Here is a 16233-nt window from a genome sequence, read left to right as displayed (position 1 = left end):
GTCGACACTGCGTCAGCGCCTCCGCGCTGCACCGTAGACTGACAGTCATGGCTAAGGCGCAAGACAAGTCGAGCAAAGAGGCGAAGCAGGCCGCGAAGGTCGCTCGCAAGGCGGCGAGCAAGGAACGACGGCAGCAGATCTGGCAGGCGTTCCAGATGCAGCGGAAAGAGGACAAGGCCCTCATCCCGCTGATGGTCGGCACCATCGTCGTCGCGACCCTGATCTTCGGACTGCTCGGACAGTTCGTCTTCCACAATCTCTGGCTCACGCTCCCGTTGGGCATCATCCTCGGTGCCCTGCTCGCCTTCGTCCTGTTCGGCCGCCGCGTGCAGAGCAGCGTCTTCAAGAAGGCCGAGGGCCAGCCCGGTGCCGCAGGCTGGGCGCTGAGCAACATCCGCGGACAGTGGCGCGTGCAGCAGGCCGTGACCGGCACCTCGCATCTGGACGCCGTGCATCGAGTCATCGGCAAGCCCGGCGTGATCCTGGTCGGCGAGGGCTCCCCCACCCGCGTCAAGCCGCTGCTCTCGCAGGAGAAGAAGAAGGCCGCCCGCGTCGTCGGCGACACCCCCATCTACGAGGTCATGGTCGGTGACGGCGAGGGGCAGGTCCCGCTGTCGAAGCTGGAGCGCTACATCCGCAAGCTCCCGAGCAACATCGATCGCAAGCGCATGGACGCCCTCGAAGGCCGACTGTCCGCGCTGAAGGCCAAGGGCGGCGCCGGTGCGGCGATGCCCAAGGGGCCGATGCCGCAAGGAGCGAAGATGCGCAGCGTCAGCCGCACCACGCGCCGTCGCGGAGCATGACGACTCCCATCTGATGGAACAGCGCACTACCGGCCTCGCTCCGGAAGTGCGATGGTCGTGGAAACCTGAATCCACAGCGAGGAGCTAGCCGCATGACCGACCTGAACCGTTACGGCCCTTGGGCATTGATCGTCGGAGGATCTGAGGGCGTCGGCTCCGCGTTCGCGCGCAGGCTCGCCGCGGACGGCTTCGGGGTCGTCCTCGTCGCCCGCAATGCCGAGCGCCTCGAAGCGACCGCGGAGGAAGTCCGCGCGGCCGGCGCTCAGGTGCGGACCATGGCACTCGACCTGCTCGCCGACGACGCCGTCGAGCGGCTCGTCGCGGCCACCGAGGACATCGAGGTCGGCCTGCTGATCCTCAACGCCGGCGCGAACACCTACGGAAACGCCTTCGTCGGTGGCGACCTCGCCAAGCACACGCAGGTCCTCGACCTGAACGTGACGCGGCAACTGCCCCTTGTCCACCACTTCGCCGGCGCGATGGTCGACCGCGGGCGCGGCGGCGTGATCCTGATCGGCTCGATGTCCGGCTACACGGGATCTGCCCGCGAGGGCGTCTACGCGGCGTCGAAGGCCTTCAGCCGAATCTTCGCCGAAGGCCTCTGGGTGGAGTCCAAGCCACTCGGCGTCGACGTCCTGCACCTCGTCCTCGGACTCACCCGCACCCCCGCCATGCAGCGCAAGGGCCTGAACTTCGACTCGCCGGGCGTGCCCATCGGCGACCCCGAAGTGGTGGCCGCGGAAGGTCTCGACCATCTCGCCGACGGCCCGGTCTGGATCGTCGAGGGCAACGTCGAGACCGCCGAGAAGCGGTCGGGTGCCACCGACCGCGGCGCCGTCGTCCTGAAGTCGATCGAGGACATCAAGAAGATCGTCGGCAAGATCTGATGCGCATCGGACTCGGGTTGCCCATCGTGACCGCCTACCCGCCGACCACGCAGGCGTGGGAGGCGGGCGCCGGCATCGCGGAGATCGCCGCGGTGACCCGAGTCTCCGACGCCCTCGGGTACGACCACGTCACGTGCAGCGAGCACGTCGCAGTACCGGAGGACATCGCCGCCGTGCGCGGCGGCGTCTACTGGGATCCGCTCGCCACCTTCGGCTATCTGGCCGCGATCACCCGCCAGATCCGGTTGGCGACCAGCGTGCTGGTGCTCGGCTACCACCATCCGCTCGAGGTCGCCAAGCGCTACGGCACGCTGGACCAGGTGTCCGGTGGACGGCTGGTGCTCGGCGTGGGCGTCGGCAGCCTCGAGGAGGAGTTCGACCTCCTGAACGCGGAGTTCCACGACCGCGGCGCCCGCGCCGACGACGCCCTCGCCGCGATCCGCGCGGCGTTCGCCACCGGCCGCCCCACGCATTCGGGCCCCTACTACTCCTACGACGGCCTCATGGTCGAGCCACACGCCGTGCAGGCGCACGTGCCGGTGTGGGTCGGCGGCCGGAGTCGGCGCGCGCTTCGCCGGGCCCTCGAACTCGGCGACGGCTTCAGCCCGTTCGCGCTCGCTCCCACCGAGGTGCGGGCGATGCTCGACGCCGTCGATCTGCCCGAGGGCTTCGACGTGATCCTCACCAGCGGCCCGCTCGACCCGCTCGGCGATCCCGACGGCACCCGACGCCGACTCGACGAGCTCGAAGCGGCCGGTGCCACTGTCGTGACCGCATCGATCGACGCGACCGGCGTCGAGCACTACACCGACCAGCTCGGCGAACTGCACTCCATCGCCCGCACACAGGGCGCCGTCTTCACCTCCCCCACGGAAGGAACCCGATGACCGTCGACGAACGACTCGAAGCCCTGGAAGCGCGTCTCCGAACCGTCGAGGATCAGCTGGCGATCACCGATCTGATCTACCGATACGGACCGGCGATCGACACCGGATCCGTCGAGGACGTGCTCGCTCTCTTCACCGACGACGGCGTCTACGACGTCGACACCGGTCTCCTCAGCGGCGCTCAGGAGATCGCGGACATGGTGACCGGCGACATGCACCAGGGCCTGATCCACCACGGCTGCAGCCACGTGATGAGCGCCCCGCAGATCCGGATCGACGGCGACGACGCCAGCGTGGTCAGCTACTCGCAACTCGTGCTGCGCGACGCCGACCGCGACGCGTTCACCGTTCTCCGCGCCACCGTCAACCACTGGACCCTCACCCGAACCGCGGACGGCTGGCGTGTCTCGCACCGCACCGCCCGGAAGGTCGACGGATCGAGCGAGGTCCGGGCGCTCCTCGGGTCGCACCTGCCCGGCGCGGCGTCACAGATCGCCTGAATCCGCCGCCGTCGGCACCTCGCCGAGGTCGTCGTGCCGCGTCACATGGAAGTGCGACGGGTCCGGCCGGCCGAGCATGGCGTCCAGCGTTCTCCGGTCGAACGGCCAGAGGTCGACGGTTCCGGATTCGTCGAAGTACCAGGAGTTGCAGCCGCCGGTGTTCCAGATCGTCGGTTCCAGCGCCTCGACCACCTGCGCGTTGAACTCCGCGGTCGCCTCCTCGGTCACCTCGACGCGATCGATCTCCCCGCGCCGGTACCGCTCGAACCAGTCGAGGAGATACCGGGCGGTCTTCTCCGCGGTGTACTGCAGCGAGATCGACCCGGTCGGCGAGTTCGGGCCGAGCACGGTGAAGAGATTCGGGAATCCCGGAATCGCCGTCATCCGATAGGCCCGTGGACCGCCGTCCCACGCTTCGTCGATCGTCAGCCCGTCGCGGCCCACCACAGTCATCGGCCGCATGTAGTCGTGCGCGCGGAAGCCGGTCGCCAGCACGATCGCGTCGACCTCGTGCAACATGCCGTCCGCGGTGACGATCCCGCGCTCGCGGACCTCGGCGATGTCACTGGTGATCAGCCGCGCGTTCGGTGACCGGATGGCCCGGTAGTACGTTCCGGACACCACCTGCCGCTTGCACAGCGGCTGGTAGTCGGGCGTCAGCGCGGCCCGCAGATCGTCGTCGGCGATCTGCATGCGCAGTGACAGCCGGGCGTAGGCCTGCACCGCGCGCCGACGCCATGAGTCCTTGCGGACGATGTCGGCCAGGATGCCCGATCCCCACAGCAGTCCGCGGTACACGGCGTCGTGCAGTCGCGGCGCGGCCCGGAGGACGACGTCGGTGAGCGGCAACTGCGGCAGCGACATCGGCGCCCAGAGGATCCACTGCGGGGTGCGGGTGAAATGCAGCAGGGCCGCGGCGTCGGGCTGCAGCGCCGAGACCACCTGCACGCCGGTCGACCCGGTGCCGATCACCGCGATCCGGCGTCCGGCGGTCTGCAGGTCGTCGTCCCACCGGGCGGTGTGGACCACGGGCCCGTCGAAGTCGGCGAGTCCCGGGATGTTCGGGATCGCGGGATTCTGGAGGACCCCGGTCGCGCAGACCACGAAGTCGGCGATCAACTCCTCGCCGTCGCCGAGCGTGACCGTCCAGCGTCCGGTGTCGTCGTCATAGACGCTGCTGACGACCTCCGTATTCAATCTGAGACGGTCGGTCAGGCCGAATCGTTCGACCACCTCGCGGTGATAGCGCTGAATCTCCGGACCGCTCGACCAGATCTTCGGCCAGTCGGGCTTCGGCGCGAATCCGAACTGGTAGATCTGCGACGGCACGTCGCACGTCAGCCCCGGATACCGGTTCCAATGCCAGACGCCGCCGACGTCACTGCCCTTCTCCAGCACCGTCACGTCGGTGAATCCGGCCCCTTTGAGGACGACGGCTGTGGTGATCCCGGCGACGCCCGCTCCGATGACGACGATCCGCGGCTCACGCACGGCGGTCACCGCGTGGCCTCGGCGTCGAGTGCACGGCCCACGGTCTCGACCACTGTCCGCCGCGCCGCGTCGAAGGCCTGTGCGCGCCGGTTCCGGTTCATGAAGTTCGGGCCCAGACCGGCCATGTCGAGGTCTGTCGGGGCGATGTGGACCACCCGGGTCCCCCGTCTGCGGACCCGGTCGATCTCGGCGTCGAGGACCTTGGACATCGGTGCCCGCAACAGCGCCCGCTCGGCACGACCGCCGAGTCCGGGTGCTCGGACACCGGACGGCGAGGCCATCGGCGTGATGAGGTACACGAGGTCGGCGTCCTCCGGGCCGACGAGGTCGACCGAGGCGGTCGACGCCGCGCCACCGTCCACGTACGTGCGTCCGTCGATGCGGACGGGCGGCATCCAGCCCGGGATGGCCCACGACGCGCGCAGCGCCTCCCCGACCGTCGTCCGCGGCGCGGCCGGGGCGCCGAACGCGATCCGGGCGCCGTCGTCGACGCGGTAGGCGACCAGCCGCGCACCGGGATGCGGCAGCCAGCCGTCGCCGTCGGTGTCCACCCTGTCCGCGAGCCGCTGCAGCCATCGCGAGTCGCCGCGCCCGCGCGGTGCGATCCCCGTCAGCGGTGCGTGTCCCCCGCTGCGTGTCCACAGAGTGGACGGCGTGATCGACTGAAGCCCGGGCAGTTTCGGCAGACTCGGCGGAGTCGCCGCCAGATGCTCCTCGAGGACCGGGCTCGTCGGCCGGCCGGACTGCATATCGGCCAGATCGGACGGCGCGAACCCACCGGCGAGCATCGTCACCATCTCGGCGCCCGCCGAGGTGCCCTGCAGCACCGACGCCTCCATCGGATTCCAGCCTGTCTGCCGGGTGAGCTCGTCGAGGGCGGCGATCGCCCACGCTCCGCCGATCGTCCCGCCGCAACCGATCACCAGGGCCGTCTTCGTCATCGGGTGGCCGCCTTGGAGTCGTCGCGGACGTCGTCGCCCGCGTGCTCGGCCGCCTGGCGTTCGATCCGGGACAGATACGCCGCGCGCTCGTCGGCGTTCAGCGCCATCGCCTGCCGATGGTCCACCAGTTCACGGACCACGCGCTCCACCGACTCAGGAACGAACTGGTCGACAGCCAGCCAGCCGGGCAGTACCCATCCCGGCACCGAGGTCCGCGCCGCACGGGACCGCACCGAACGGACCACTGTGCGGGCGACGTCGCCGGGCTCGACTGTCGGCAGTGTGCCACCGAGGTCGGCGCCGGACGCGAGCTCGGTCCGGACCGCCGACGGCAGGATCGCCGACACCGTGACGCCGGTGCCGTCGTACTCGCGCCGAGCCGCGAGCGACGCGCCGTACGCGGCGAACTTGCTGGCGTTGTAGGTGACCATGCCCGGCAGCGGGAGCATGCCCGCCATCGACGCGACGTTCACGACGTGCCCGCGACCGGCGTCGACCATCGCGGGCAACACGGCGTGCATCCCGTTGAGGACGCCCCGGACGTTGACGTCCAGGATGAGGTCGGTAGTCGCCTCGGGTTCGTCGGCGAACGGGCCGACGGGCATCACGCCGGCGTTGTTGACCAGCACGTCGATGCGGCCGTCCTCGGCGAGCACCGCGGCGACGAACGTCGCCCACTCGGCACGGTCCGTGACGTCCAGTCGCCGCGACCGTGCTCCCGGAACTCCCGCGGCGGTCGTGGCCGCGACGTCGGCGTCGACGTCCGCGATCCACACCGTCGACCCCGCCGCGGCGAACGCACGGGACACCTCGGCTCCGATCCCACGGGCGCCGCCGGTCACCACGACCACCGCGCCCGGAAGGTCGATTCGCGGGTTCGACCGCGCGTAGGCGCCCGGTATCAGCGCGGTCAACATCTGCGAGAGCTTCACGCATTCTCCTCTGTCAGCGATCGTGCCATTCGGCATTGGCAACGATCATCGTTCAGATACTGGAAGTATGTCAATACCCTTGGTATTTGAAGGTAAGATCTCGACCATGGCCAGAATCAGCCGTGCGGACCAGCGGGAACGGACGCGCGCCGCGCTCATCGACACGGCGCGAACACAGTTCCTCACCAACGGATATGCGGCCACCAGCCTCGACGCCATCGCGGAGGCCGCCGGCTTCTCCAAGGGAGCCGTCTACTCGAACTTCAAGGACAAGCCGACCCTCTGCCGAGCCGTCCTCGACGACATCCACCGGGACAAGCTGGGTGAACTCCGCGCGGTCGCCGACCTGCAGTCAGACCTGGCCGTCATGCTCGACGCCTTCGCGGATTGGGTTCGCCGCACCATCGGAGACGTCGAGTGGACGATGCTCGAGATGGAATTCACCGTCCTGTCGCGCCGCGATCCGGACCTGGGCGCCATGATCGTCGCCCTGCGCGAGGACGCCCGCGACTCGATCGCCGACCTGCTGCGCTCGGTGCTCGGCGATGCCGCCGACCTGCTCGACGGGGCCGCCGACTCCCCGACCGACTATCCGCCGACCCTCACCGAGGTCGCCGACCTGGTCCTCAGTACGGGCATCGGCCTCGGCATCCAGCGAGCGGTCGATCCGTCCGTCTCGGTGGAACCCGGCATCGCCGTGATCCAGGCGGCCCTTCGCGCCGTCGCCCCCCGCCTGATCGAGTAGCCGGTCTGGACACGCCCACTCACCCCTGCGAGCGGCTCACAGCTTTGATCGACGGGGAGTGACTTGCGCAAATGCCTACCGCCCGATGTCAGCGAGTCCGAACCAGGGCCGTTCCGGTCGCGCGGTCGTGCATGGCGCGGCCGTTGTAGTCGTTGATGAGTGCGGGGACCACGAAGATCAGGATCACCTGTCGCCCGAGCGCCCGCACCGGTCCGACCGCGGCCTTCGCCGACTCGCCACTCGCCTCGGCGGCCCCGCGCTCACTGCCGAGGTCCACGCGTGCGACGCGGGTTCCCGCGATGAACTGACCCGGCGTGAACCCGAACAGCGCGACGGCGACGACACCGATCACGAACCAGATGATCAACTGCGGCGTCGCGGCGCTGCGCATCGTCATCTCCAGGCTGGAGGCCGAGCCCTCCGCCGACTTCACGCCGAAGATCACGATCGCGAGGCCGCCCGCGATCAGCCAGTCGAACAGGAGGCCGAGCACACGGAGCCACCCGCCCGCCAACGATCCCGGTCCGACCTCCGGCAGTCCGAGGTCCTGTCCGCGGTACTCGTTGTCCTGTGCCCCGGGGAACTGCGGCCCCGACAGCCAGGTGCCCGTCGCGCGCGCCACTACTTGCCTCCTCGGGAAACGGTCATGCAGTCAATGGTAGCCAGCGTCGTCATCCGCCCCAATTACGTGACTCCGGCCACACGAAACGCCCGCGGAGGTCGGCTTTCGTAACGCGCCGACCCTCGGCGTAACAAAGGAGAAACATTGGTTTAGCGCACGAGCAACGTCATCTCCGTAATCTGGTTACCGATATTCGTGCCGCCTCAAGAGGCCGGCGCGGGTTCTGCGTCAGAGAATTTCTGACCGGATCTTCACTGAGAAGGAGTCAGGCGAACCGTGTACAACACGAACGAGGAACTGCTCGAGGGCATCAAGGCCGAAGGTGTCGAGTACGTCGACATCCGCTTCTGTGACCTGCCGGGAACGATGCAGCACTTCTCCATCCCCGCGGCAGCATTCACCGAGGACGTCTTCGAAGAGGGCCTGGCATTCGACGGTTCGTCGGTTCGCGGCTTCCAGTCGATCGACGAGTCGGACATGATGCTCCTGCCCGACCCGGCCACCGCCCGGATCGATCCGTTCCGCAAGGCCAAGACGATGAACATCAGCTTCTTCGTCCACGACCCCTTCACTCGCGAGGCCTACAGCCGCGACCCCCGCAACGTCGCCCGCAAGGCCGAGGAGTACCTGGCCTCCACCGGCATCGCCGACGCCTGCTTCTTCGGCGCCGAGGCCGAGTTCTACATCTTCGACTCGGTGTCGTTCAGCTCCGAGATGAACTCCACCCACTACGAGGTCGAGTCCGAGTCCGGCTGGTGGAACGCCGCGTCGCCGACCAACCCCGACGGCACCCCGAACAAGGGCTACAAGGTCCGCCAGAAGGGCGGCTACTTCCCCGTCGCACCGTACGACCACTACGTCGACCTGCGCGACGAGATGTCGACCAACCTGACCAACTCGGGCTTCACCCTCGAGCGCGGTCACCACGAGGTCGGCACCGGCGGCCAGGCGGAGATCAACTACCGCTTCAACACGCTGCTGCACGCCGCCGACGACGTCCAGCTGTTCAAGTACATCATCAAGAACACGGCGTGGCAGAACGACAAGTCCGTCACCTTCATGCCGAAGCCGCTGTTCGGCGATAACGGTTCGGGCATGCACGCCCACCAGTCGCTGTGGAAGGACGGCAAGCCGCTGTTCCACGACGAGTCGGGCTACGCCGGACTGTCGGACATGGCGCGCTACTACATCGGCGGCATCCTGCACCACGCGCCGTCGCTGCTCGCGTTCACCAACCCGACCATCAACTCCTACAAGCGTCTGGTCCCGGGCTACGAGGCCCCGATCAACCTGGTCTACAGCCAGCGCAACCGCAGCGCCTGCGTCCGCATCCCGATCACCGGCAACAACCCGAAGGCCAAGCGCATCGAGTTCCGCTGCCCCGACAGCTCGGGCAACCCGTACCTGGCGTTCGCCGCGATGATGATGGCCGGCCTCGACGGCATCAAGAACCGAATCGAGCCGCACGAGCCGGTCGACAAGGATCTGTACGAGCTTCCCCCCGAGGAGGCCAAGGGCATCCCGCAGGCGCCGACCTCACTGTCCGCGGTCATCGACCGCCTCGAGCACGACCACGACTACCTCACCGCAGGCGGCGTGTTCACCGAGGATCTCATCGAGACCTGGATCGCGCTCAAGCGTGAGAACGAGATCGAGCCGATCCAGATCCGCCCGCACCCGTACGAGTTCAACCTGTACTACGACTGCTGACGTCTGACCTGCTGCGAAGCCTTTTCGGTCCGCAGCCGGCCCGCAGTCCCCTCGACCCGCTCCGCGATCACCTTCCGATCGCCGAGCGGGTCGACTCGTACGCTCGATGTCTCCGATTGGCCCGCTTCAACGGGCGTTGATAGCGTCGACTGTCGGTCGAACGGGTTGAACGCGGCGAGGGAGGCGCAGACCAGATGAGCGGACGTCACCGAGGATCCGAGGGTGCGTCGTGGTCGCGACGCCGCACCGCGACGGCCGCGTCGATCGTGTTCGTGATCGTCGTCGGCGTGACGGCCGCAGGCCTCATGTTCGGTCGCGGAGCCTCGGCGCAGTCTACCGATCACGAGGCGCACGTGCCCGGACCATCGCTCCGAGCATCGTTCGAGGCGCTCGACCTGCCCGCGCCGGCCGGTGTCGCGCTGGCGCCTGTCGGGTCGACCGATCCGATCGTGTTCGGTGACACCACTCCCCAGGACGCATGGTCGGTCATCAAAGTGCCGCTCGCATTGGCCGCGGAGCGCCGACACGGGATGACCCGGACCGAGGCCGCGGCGGTGATCGACTCCGACAACGCCTCGGCGCGGATCCTGACCAAGTCACTCGGATCGCCCGCCGAGGCGTCAGAAGCCCTGGCCGCCGTCCTCGACGAGGGACACGACTCGGTCACGTCACTGCCCGCATCGACCGACGGAACGCACCCGCACTTCGGCGAGACGCGCTGGGCGCTGTCGGACTCGGCGGTCTGGACGGCCAGCCTGCCGTGCATGCTCGGCAGCGGTCACGTGATCAGCCTGATGACGGGGGTGTCGGAGACACAGCGCTGGGGTATCGAACGAATCGCCGCCGACGTCGCAGTCAAAGGCGGATGGGGTGCGGCGTCCGACGGTGGCTACGTGGTCCGTCAGATCGGAGTGGTGACGCTGCCCGACGGATCGCAGACCGCTGTGTCGATCAGTACTCACACGCCACAGATGACGTTCGAGCGCGGCGTCCAGGTTCTCGACCGAGTCGCGCGCTGGCTCGACGACCACCTCGACTCGCTGCCCGGCGGCCACTGCCGCTCCGCTGCCTGACCCGATCAGGGTCATCGTCTTTTCCGTGCCGTCTGCCGGATTCGACGAGGTCGATGCGGCCGATCCGCGCTACAACTGACGGTCAGGACCGTGGTCACGACGACCGCACTCCCCCGCAGGCGCCTGCTCCCGGACGCCGCATCGAGCGACACCGTCGTCGCTCACGGACGTGAAAGCACTCGTATGAAGACCCGAACTCTCGCCGGCGCCGTCGCCGGACTGCTCGCCCTGACCGCAACCGTGGTCGCTCCCCTCGCCGCGGGCGAGGTCTCCGCGCAGACTCCGTCGCAGATCGTCTCCGTCGTCGACGGCGCCACCCCTCAGCACCAGGTGATCACGGTCTACTCGCAGTCGATGGAGCGCGAGATCCCGCTCGACGTGCTGCGACCCAAGGACACGTCGAAGGCTGCGCCGATCCTGTACCTGCTCAACGGCGCGGGTGGCGGCGAGGACTCGGCCAGTTGGGCCCTGCGCACGAATTACGTCGAGTTCTTCCAGAACAAGCAGGTCAACGTCGTGACCCCGCTGAAGGGCATCTTCTCCTACTACACGGACTGGGAGCGCGACGACAAGGTGCTCGGCAAGCAGAAGTGGCAGACGTTCCTCACCCGGGAGCTGCCGCCGCTGCTCGACAAGGAACTCAAGAGCACCGGCAAGAACGGCGTCGCAGGCATCTCCATGTCGGGCACCTCGGTATTGAACCTCGCGATCGCCGCACCGAGTCTGTACGAGATCACCGCGTCGTACAGCGGTTGCGCCCGGACCAGCGACAAGGTCGGCCAGCGGTACATCCGGATGGTCGTGGAAAGCCGCGGCAAGGCCGACACCCGCAACATGTGGGGTCCGTACGACGGGCCCGGTTGGCGCGCGAACGACCCCTACCTCAATGCCGAGAAGCTACGCGGGACCCAGGTGTACCTCTCGTCGAACTCCGGTCTGCCCGGACAGGACGAGTCGGTCGACGCGGGCAGCAGTGCGGCCCAGGGTGTCGCCCTCGCCGATCGGGTCGTGGTCGGCGGCGCCATCGAGGCCGCCACCAACACCTGCACGCAGCAGATGGCCCAGCGTCTGGCCCAGCTGAAGATCCCGGCCAAGGTCGCCCTGCATCCGCAAGGCACCCATTCCTGGGGCTACTGGGAGCGCGAGCTGCACTCGTCGTGGCCGATGATCGCGAAGGCGATCGGCGCCTGACTCCCCGCCATCCGCGGCCCGGAGCCCCTCGTGGGCGCCGGGCCGTCGGCGTGTCGCCGCAGGCGAATTCCGTGCCGACATGCGCACAGCGGCATCCCAGACACGGCTGCTAACGTCGGCGCCCATGAAGCGCCGTTCCCTGATCCTGGTCCCCGCCGCGGCGAGCCTCCTCGTCCTCGCGGGGTGCTCCACCGACAGTTCCTCCGACGAGGCGCAGGCCAGCCTCGATGTGACCACTGCGAGCCCGACGATGGACGGCGGCGTGTGCCCGCAGGACGATCCGCCCGCCGACACCAAACCGCAGTGGCAGGGCCGCCCCCCCCGCCGACACCAAACCGCAGTGGCAGGTGATGGGGACCACCGGCACCCTGGAGGTCGCCGCCGCCACCGACAGCGCCGGTCCGCTGATCAAGGTCACGCCCCCGTTCTCGGTCGACGAGACCCAGGTCAAGACCCTGGTCACGGGCACCGGCGACGAGATCACCGACGACTCCATCGTCAACGTCTGCTACGAGGGCGTCGACGGACGCGACGGCCAGACCTTCGACAGCACGTACCAGAAGGGATCGCCGGCGCGGCTGCACGCCGACGGGGTGGTCCCCGGATTCCGCCGCGCACTCGTCGGCCAGCAGGTCGGCGCGTCGGTGGCCGTCGCGATGACATCCGCCGACGGGTATCCGGACGGCAGCCCCGACGGCACCATCAAGCCGGGTGACACCATCGTCTTCGTTCTCAAGATCATGGCCGCGGAACCCGCGTCCGACACCGCCGGATAGGCTGGCTGACCATGAAGCTCAAGGCCCTCGTCCTCGTCCCGCTGGCGGTCTCCGCCCTCGCCCTGACCGCCTGCTCGTCGGACGACGGCGGCGACGCGCTCGACACCACGAGCTGCGCGCCCGTCCCGCAGGGCTTCTCCGGCCAGCCCACGTGGACCGTCGACGGCACCTCGGGCAAGGCGACGTTCGCCGTCACCGACGATGCGAAGAACGCGGCCCCGAAGATCGACCTGTCGACGCCGTTCAAGGTCGACCAGACGCAGGTGAAGACCCTGAAGCAGGGGTCGGGGGCCGAAGTGACCGACGCGTCGACCGTCACCGTCTGCTACGAGGGCGTCAACGGCACCACCGGGAAGACCTTCGACAGCGCCTACGACCGCGGCGCCCCCGAGCAGTTCCCGGCGTCCGGCGTGGTGCCGGGCTTCCGGAAGGCGCTCGTCGGGCAGAAGGTCGGCTCCACCGTCGGCGTCGTGATCCCCTCCGCCGACGGCTACCCGCAGGGCAGCGGCGACGGCTCGATCAATCCGGGCGACACGATCGTCTTCGGACTGAAGATCCTCGGCATCGAGGGCTGACGCCCCGCACTACCAACGCGTAGACCGCCCGGTATCGGACATCGAGTCCGTCACCGGGCGGTCTACGCGTTGGTAGTGCGAGATCAGCTCTCGAAGACCTCCACGACGACCGCCTTGGCCCGTCGTGTCACCCGCATGTAGTTCTCGAGGAACTCCTGCGCCTCGTCCTGCGGCCAGCCGGCGGCGTAGGCGACGGACCGCAGCGCACGACCGGGTCCGGGCAGCTGATCGACCGGTTTGCCCCGCACCAGAACCAGCGCATTGCGCGCCTTGGTCGCAGTGAGCCAGGCGTCCGCGAGCATCTCCACCTGGTCCGACGTCAGCAGCTCGAGATCGCGGATCGCATCCAGAGTCTCCAACGTCGACGTGTTGTGCAGTTCTGGATGCCGGTGGGCGTACCTCAGCTGCATCAGCTGAACCGTCCACTCGACGTCGGCCAGACCGCCGCGCCCCAGCTTGGTGTGGGTCGCCGGGTCGGCGCCGCGCGGCAGCCGTTCCGAGTCCACGCGTGCCTTGATGCGCCGGATCTCCTTCACCGCGTCCGACGAGACGCCGCCCTCGGGGTACCGGGTCACGTCGATCATGTGCAGGAATCGCAGGCCCAGATCCTCGTCGCCCGCGACGGAGTGCGCGCGCAGCAGCGCTTGCACCTCCCAGGCCTCCGCCCACTGCCGGTAGTACGCCTCGTACGACGCCAGCGTGCGGACGATCGGGCCGTTCTTGCCCTCCGGCCGGAGCCCGACGTCCACTTCGAGAGGCGGATCGGCGCTCGGCGTACCGAGCAGACTGCGCACCTGGTCGGCGACGGACTGCGCCCACCGGACGGCCTCGGGCTCGGCGACGCCCTCCACGGGCTCGCAGACGAAGAGCACGTCGGCGTCCGACCCGTACCCGAGTTCGCCGCCGCCCAGGCGTCCCATCCCGATCACGGCGATCCGCGCGGGTGCACCGGCTCGACCGCCGGCCGTCGACGCGATCACCTTGTCGAGCGCCGCGCCGAGCACCGCGGCCCACACCGTCGACAGGGCGCGGCACACCTGCTGCACGGTCATCAGGCCGAGGAGATCCGCCGACGCGATGCGAGCCAGTTCAGCGCGCCGGTGCGACCGCGCGACGGCGATCGCCCGGTTCAGGTCACTGGCTCGCATCGTGGACGCGACCAGTCCCTTCACCACATCGGCCGAATCGACCTCGGTGAGTTTCGGTCCGGTCGCACCCGTCGAGTACAGCTGGATGACGTCCGGCGAGCGCATCAGCAGGTCCGCGATGTACTCGCTGGTGCCGAGGACGTGCATGAGCCGCTCGGCCACCACGCCGTCGTCGCGGAGCAGACGAAGGAACCATTCGACGCCGACCACCTCGTCGCAGAGCCTGCGGTAGTTCAACAGGCCCGCGTCCGGGTCCGGGGTGTCGCTGATGTGCTCGAGCAGTCCGGGCAGGATGAGCATCTGGATCTGGCCGCTGCGCCCGGGTTCGGACCCGAGGACGCGGATGTGCGCGAGGGCCCGATCCGGGAAGGCCCAGCCGAGCACCGCCAGCTGCCTTTTCGCCGACTCGTCCGACAACCGCAGCGCGCCCTTGTCCAACCGCGCCACCGACTCGAGCAGCGGGCGGTAGAACAGCTTCTCGTGCAGCTGCCGCACGCGAGTCCGTTGCTTGCGGAGTTCCCGGCGCAACACCTGCTCGGCGTCATTGGTTCCCTCCGGTCGCACGTGCGCGGCGCGCGCGAGCCACCGCATCGCCGCGGTGTCGGCCGGATCGGGAAGCAAGTGCGTGCGCTGCAGTCGTTGCAGTTGCAGACGATGCTCCAGCATTCGCAGGAACTGGTACGACGCCGCGAAGTTCGCGCCGTCGTCCCGGCCGATGTAGCCGCCGTCGGTGAGCGCCGCGAGCGCGTCGACCGTCGACTGCACGTGCAGATCCGGATCCACGCGTCCGTGCACCATCTGCAGCAGTTGCACCGCGAACTCGACGTCGCGGAGACCGCCGCGCCCGAGTTTGAGGTTGCGCGCCTTCTCCTCCGGGGGAACCAGCGATTCCACCCGGCGGCGCATCGCCTGGACCTCGGGGACGAAGTCGTCGCGCTCGGAGGCGTCCCACACCATCGGCGCCGTCGCCTCCACGTACGCCGCGCCCAGCTTCATCGAGCCGGTCATCGCCCGGGCCTTGAGGAGTGCCTGGAACTCCCACGTCTTCGCCCAACGGCGGTAGTACGCGACGTGCGACTCCAGGGTGCGGGTCAACGCACCTCGTTTGCCTTCCGGACGCAGGCCCGCGTCGACGTCGAAGAACGCCGACGACCCCACCCGCATCATCTCGCCGGCGATCCGGGCCGAGGCGGCGTCCGCGGGTTCGGCGACGAACACCACGTCCACATCGCTGACGTAGTTCAGTTCGCGGGCCCCGCACTTGCCCATCGCGATCACCGCGAGCTCCGCCTCGAGCGGCTTGTCGTCGAGCACCGTCGCGATCGCCACCGCGAGCGCCGCGGTCAGTGCGGCGTCCGCCAGGTCCGACAGTCGGGCGCCGACCTCCGGCAGATACAGGACCGGCTCGTCTTCGACGGTCGCGGCGAGGTCGTGCGCGGCCAGCACCATCAACTGATCCCGATACGCCCGCCGCAAGGCGACGACCGCGTCGGGGCCGGTGACGGCCGCGCGGTACAGCAGGTCTCCGCGCTGCTCCGCCCCAGGTTCGACGGTGGCCTCGACCGCGCCGAGCAGTGCCGCGCGCACGGCGATCGCGTCGGGCAGCTCGTCGGCCAGCAGTCGTCGCCACACGCCGGGCTCCGCGACGAGATGATCGCCCAGCGCGTCCGACCCGCCGATCACCGACAGCAGGCGCCCGCGGAACCGCTTGTCGCGCCGCAGAAGTCGGTCCAACTCGGGCCACGCTTCGGGATCTGCGTCGCGTAGTCGGATCAGGGTGGCCAGGGCGAGATCGGCGTCCGGAGCACGCGAGAGCGACCAGAGCAGGTCGACGTCGTCGGGCCCGGTCCAACCGAGTGACGACAGTCGGTCGCGCGCCTCGGTCTGCAACAGGCCGAGACGACCGGGGCTGGGCACCGCGGAGCGGCCGCGAGAAACAGTCACGCGAACCT

15 protein-coding genes are annotated in these 16233 nt (G+C 69.0%); 10 read left to right on the top strand and 5 right to left on the bottom strand.

The window, feature by feature from the left end; genetic code table 11:
- Positions 1-47 precede the first annotated feature (47 nt).
- The 4 genes from SCNU_RS06070 to SCNU_RS06055 all read left to right on the top strand — a co-directional run bounded on the left by SCNU_RS06070 (position 48) and on the right by SCNU_RS06055 (position 3077).
- Positions 48-803, top strand: coding sequence for a DUF4191 domain-containing protein (locus SCNU_RS06070; protein ID WP_009678470.1), 756 nt, complete (start codon positions 48-50; stop codon positions 801-803).
- A gap of 92 nt (positions 804-895) precedes the next feature.
- Positions 896-1690 carry an SDR family NAD(P)-dependent oxidoreductase gene (locus SCNU_RS06065; RefSeq protein ID WP_009678469.1) on the top strand — a complete coding sequence of 265 codons (795 nt, stop codon included), beginning with the start codon at positions 896-898 and terminating at the stop codon, positions 1688-1690.
- Positions 1690-2577, top strand: coding sequence for a TIGR03619 family F420-dependent LLM class oxidoreductase (locus tag SCNU_RS06060; RefSeq protein ID WP_009678468.1), 888 nt, complete (start codon positions 1690-1692; stop codon positions 2575-2577). Before SCNU_RS06065 ends, SCNU_RS06060 begins: the two co-directional genes overlap by 1 nt.
- Positions 2574-3077 (top strand): nuclear transport factor 2 family protein, encoded by a 504-nt coding sequence (locus SCNU_RS06055; protein ID WP_009678467.1) that lies wholly within the window; start codon positions 2574-2576, stop codon positions 3075-3077. The genes SCNU_RS06060 and SCNU_RS06055 overlap by 4 nt, the downstream gene beginning before the upstream one ends.
- Here SCNU_RS06055 and SCNU_RS06050 read toward each other — a convergent pair.
- The 3 genes from SCNU_RS06050 to SCNU_RS06040 are packed head-to-tail and all read right to left on the bottom strand — an operon-like array spanning position 3063 to position 6441.
- Positions 3063-4577 (bottom strand): flavin-containing monooxygenase, encoded by a 1515-nt coding sequence (locus SCNU_RS06050; RefSeq protein ID WP_009678466.1) that lies wholly within the window; start codon positions 4575-4577, stop codon positions 3063-3065. The genes SCNU_RS06055 and SCNU_RS06050 overlap by 15 nt on opposite strands.
- Positions 4574-5509, bottom strand: a complete 936-nt coding sequence (locus SCNU_RS06045) for a patatin-like phospholipase family protein (protein ID WP_009678465.1) — start codon at positions 5507-5509, stop codon at positions 4574-4576. Before SCNU_RS06045 ends, SCNU_RS06050 begins: the two co-directional genes overlap by 4 nt.
- On the bottom strand, positions 5506-6441 hold the full coding sequence (locus SCNU_RS06040) for an SDR family oxidoreductase (RefSeq protein WP_009678464.1): 936 nt from the start codon (positions 6439-6441) through the stop codon (positions 5506-5508). The genes SCNU_RS06045 and SCNU_RS06040 overlap by 4 nt, the downstream gene beginning before the upstream one ends.
- A 106-nt stretch (positions 6442-6547) precedes the next feature.
- Between SCNU_RS06040 and SCNU_RS06035 the strand changes: the two genes are divergently transcribed.
- On the top strand, positions 6548-7186 hold the full coding sequence (locus SCNU_RS06035; RefSeq protein WP_009678463.1) for a TetR/AcrR family transcriptional regulator: 639 nt from the start codon (positions 6548-6550) through the stop codon (positions 7184-7186).
- Positions 7187-7274: 88 nt separating this feature from the next.
- Here the strand turns inward: SCNU_RS06035 and SCNU_RS06030 are convergent, their stop codons facing one another.
- The gene (locus SCNU_RS06030; protein WP_009678462.1) at positions 7275-7808 is read right to left on the bottom strand and encodes an RDD family protein; all 534 of its coding nucleotides are present in this window, start codon (positions 7806-7808) and stop codon (positions 7275-7277) included.
- 276 nt (positions 7809-8084) lie between these two features.
- On the opposite strand from SCNU_RS06030, the gene glnA reads away from it, so the two are divergent.
- From glnA to SCNU_RS06005, 5 genes are all read left to right on the top strand, one after another.
- Positions 8085-9518 carry a type I glutamate--ammonia ligase gene (glnA, locus tag SCNU_RS06025; RefSeq protein WP_009678461.1) on the top strand — a complete coding sequence of 478 codons (1434 nt, stop codon included), beginning with the start codon at positions 8085-8087 and terminating at the stop codon, positions 9516-9518.
- Positions 9519-9712: 194 nt separating this feature from the next.
- A complete protein-coding gene (locus tag SCNU_RS06020) occupies positions 9713-10591 on the top strand; it encodes a serine hydrolase (RefSeq protein ID WP_009678460.1) in 879 nt (292 codons plus the stop codon).
- A 183-nt stretch (positions 10592-10774) separates the two neighbouring features.
- Positions 10775-11782 (top strand): alpha/beta hydrolase, encoded by a 1008-nt coding sequence (locus SCNU_RS06015; protein WP_009678459.1) that lies wholly within the window; start codon positions 10775-10777, stop codon positions 11780-11782.
- Positions 11783-12132: 350 nt separating this feature from the next.
- The gene (locus SCNU_RS06010; protein WP_009678458.1) at positions 12133-12558 is read left to right on the top strand and encodes an FKBP-type peptidyl-prolyl cis-trans isomerase; all 426 of its coding nucleotides are present in this window, start codon (positions 12133-12135) and stop codon (positions 12556-12558) included.
- A gap of 11 nt (positions 12559-12569) precedes the next feature.
- The gene (locus tag SCNU_RS06005; protein WP_009678457.1) at positions 12570-13133 is read left to right on the top strand and encodes an FKBP-type peptidyl-prolyl cis-trans isomerase; all 564 of its coding nucleotides are present in this window, start codon (positions 12570-12572) and stop codon (positions 13131-13133) included.
- A gap of 83 nt (positions 13134-13216) precedes the next feature.
- Here SCNU_RS06005 and SCNU_RS06000 read toward each other — a convergent pair whose 3' ends face one another.
- Positions 13217-16225 carry a bifunctional [glutamine synthetase] adenylyltransferase/[glutamine synthetase]-adenylyl-L-tyrosine phosphorylase gene (locus tag SCNU_RS06000; RefSeq protein ID WP_050792768.1) on the bottom strand — a complete coding sequence of 1003 codons (3009 nt, stop codon included), beginning with the start codon at positions 16223-16225 and terminating at the stop codon, positions 13217-13219.
- Positions 16226-16233 lie beyond the last annotated feature (8 nt).

This window comes from Gordonia neofelifaecis NRRL B-59395 (assembly GCF_000192435.1).
In the GTDB taxonomy this organism is placed as follows: domain Bacteria; phylum Actinomycetota; class Actinomycetes; order Mycobacteriales; family Mycobacteriaceae; genus Gordonia; species Gordonia neofelifaecis.
The sequence above is the reverse complement of the archived record's forward strand: the minus strand, read 5'-3'. Positions and strand labels throughout refer to the sequence as shown.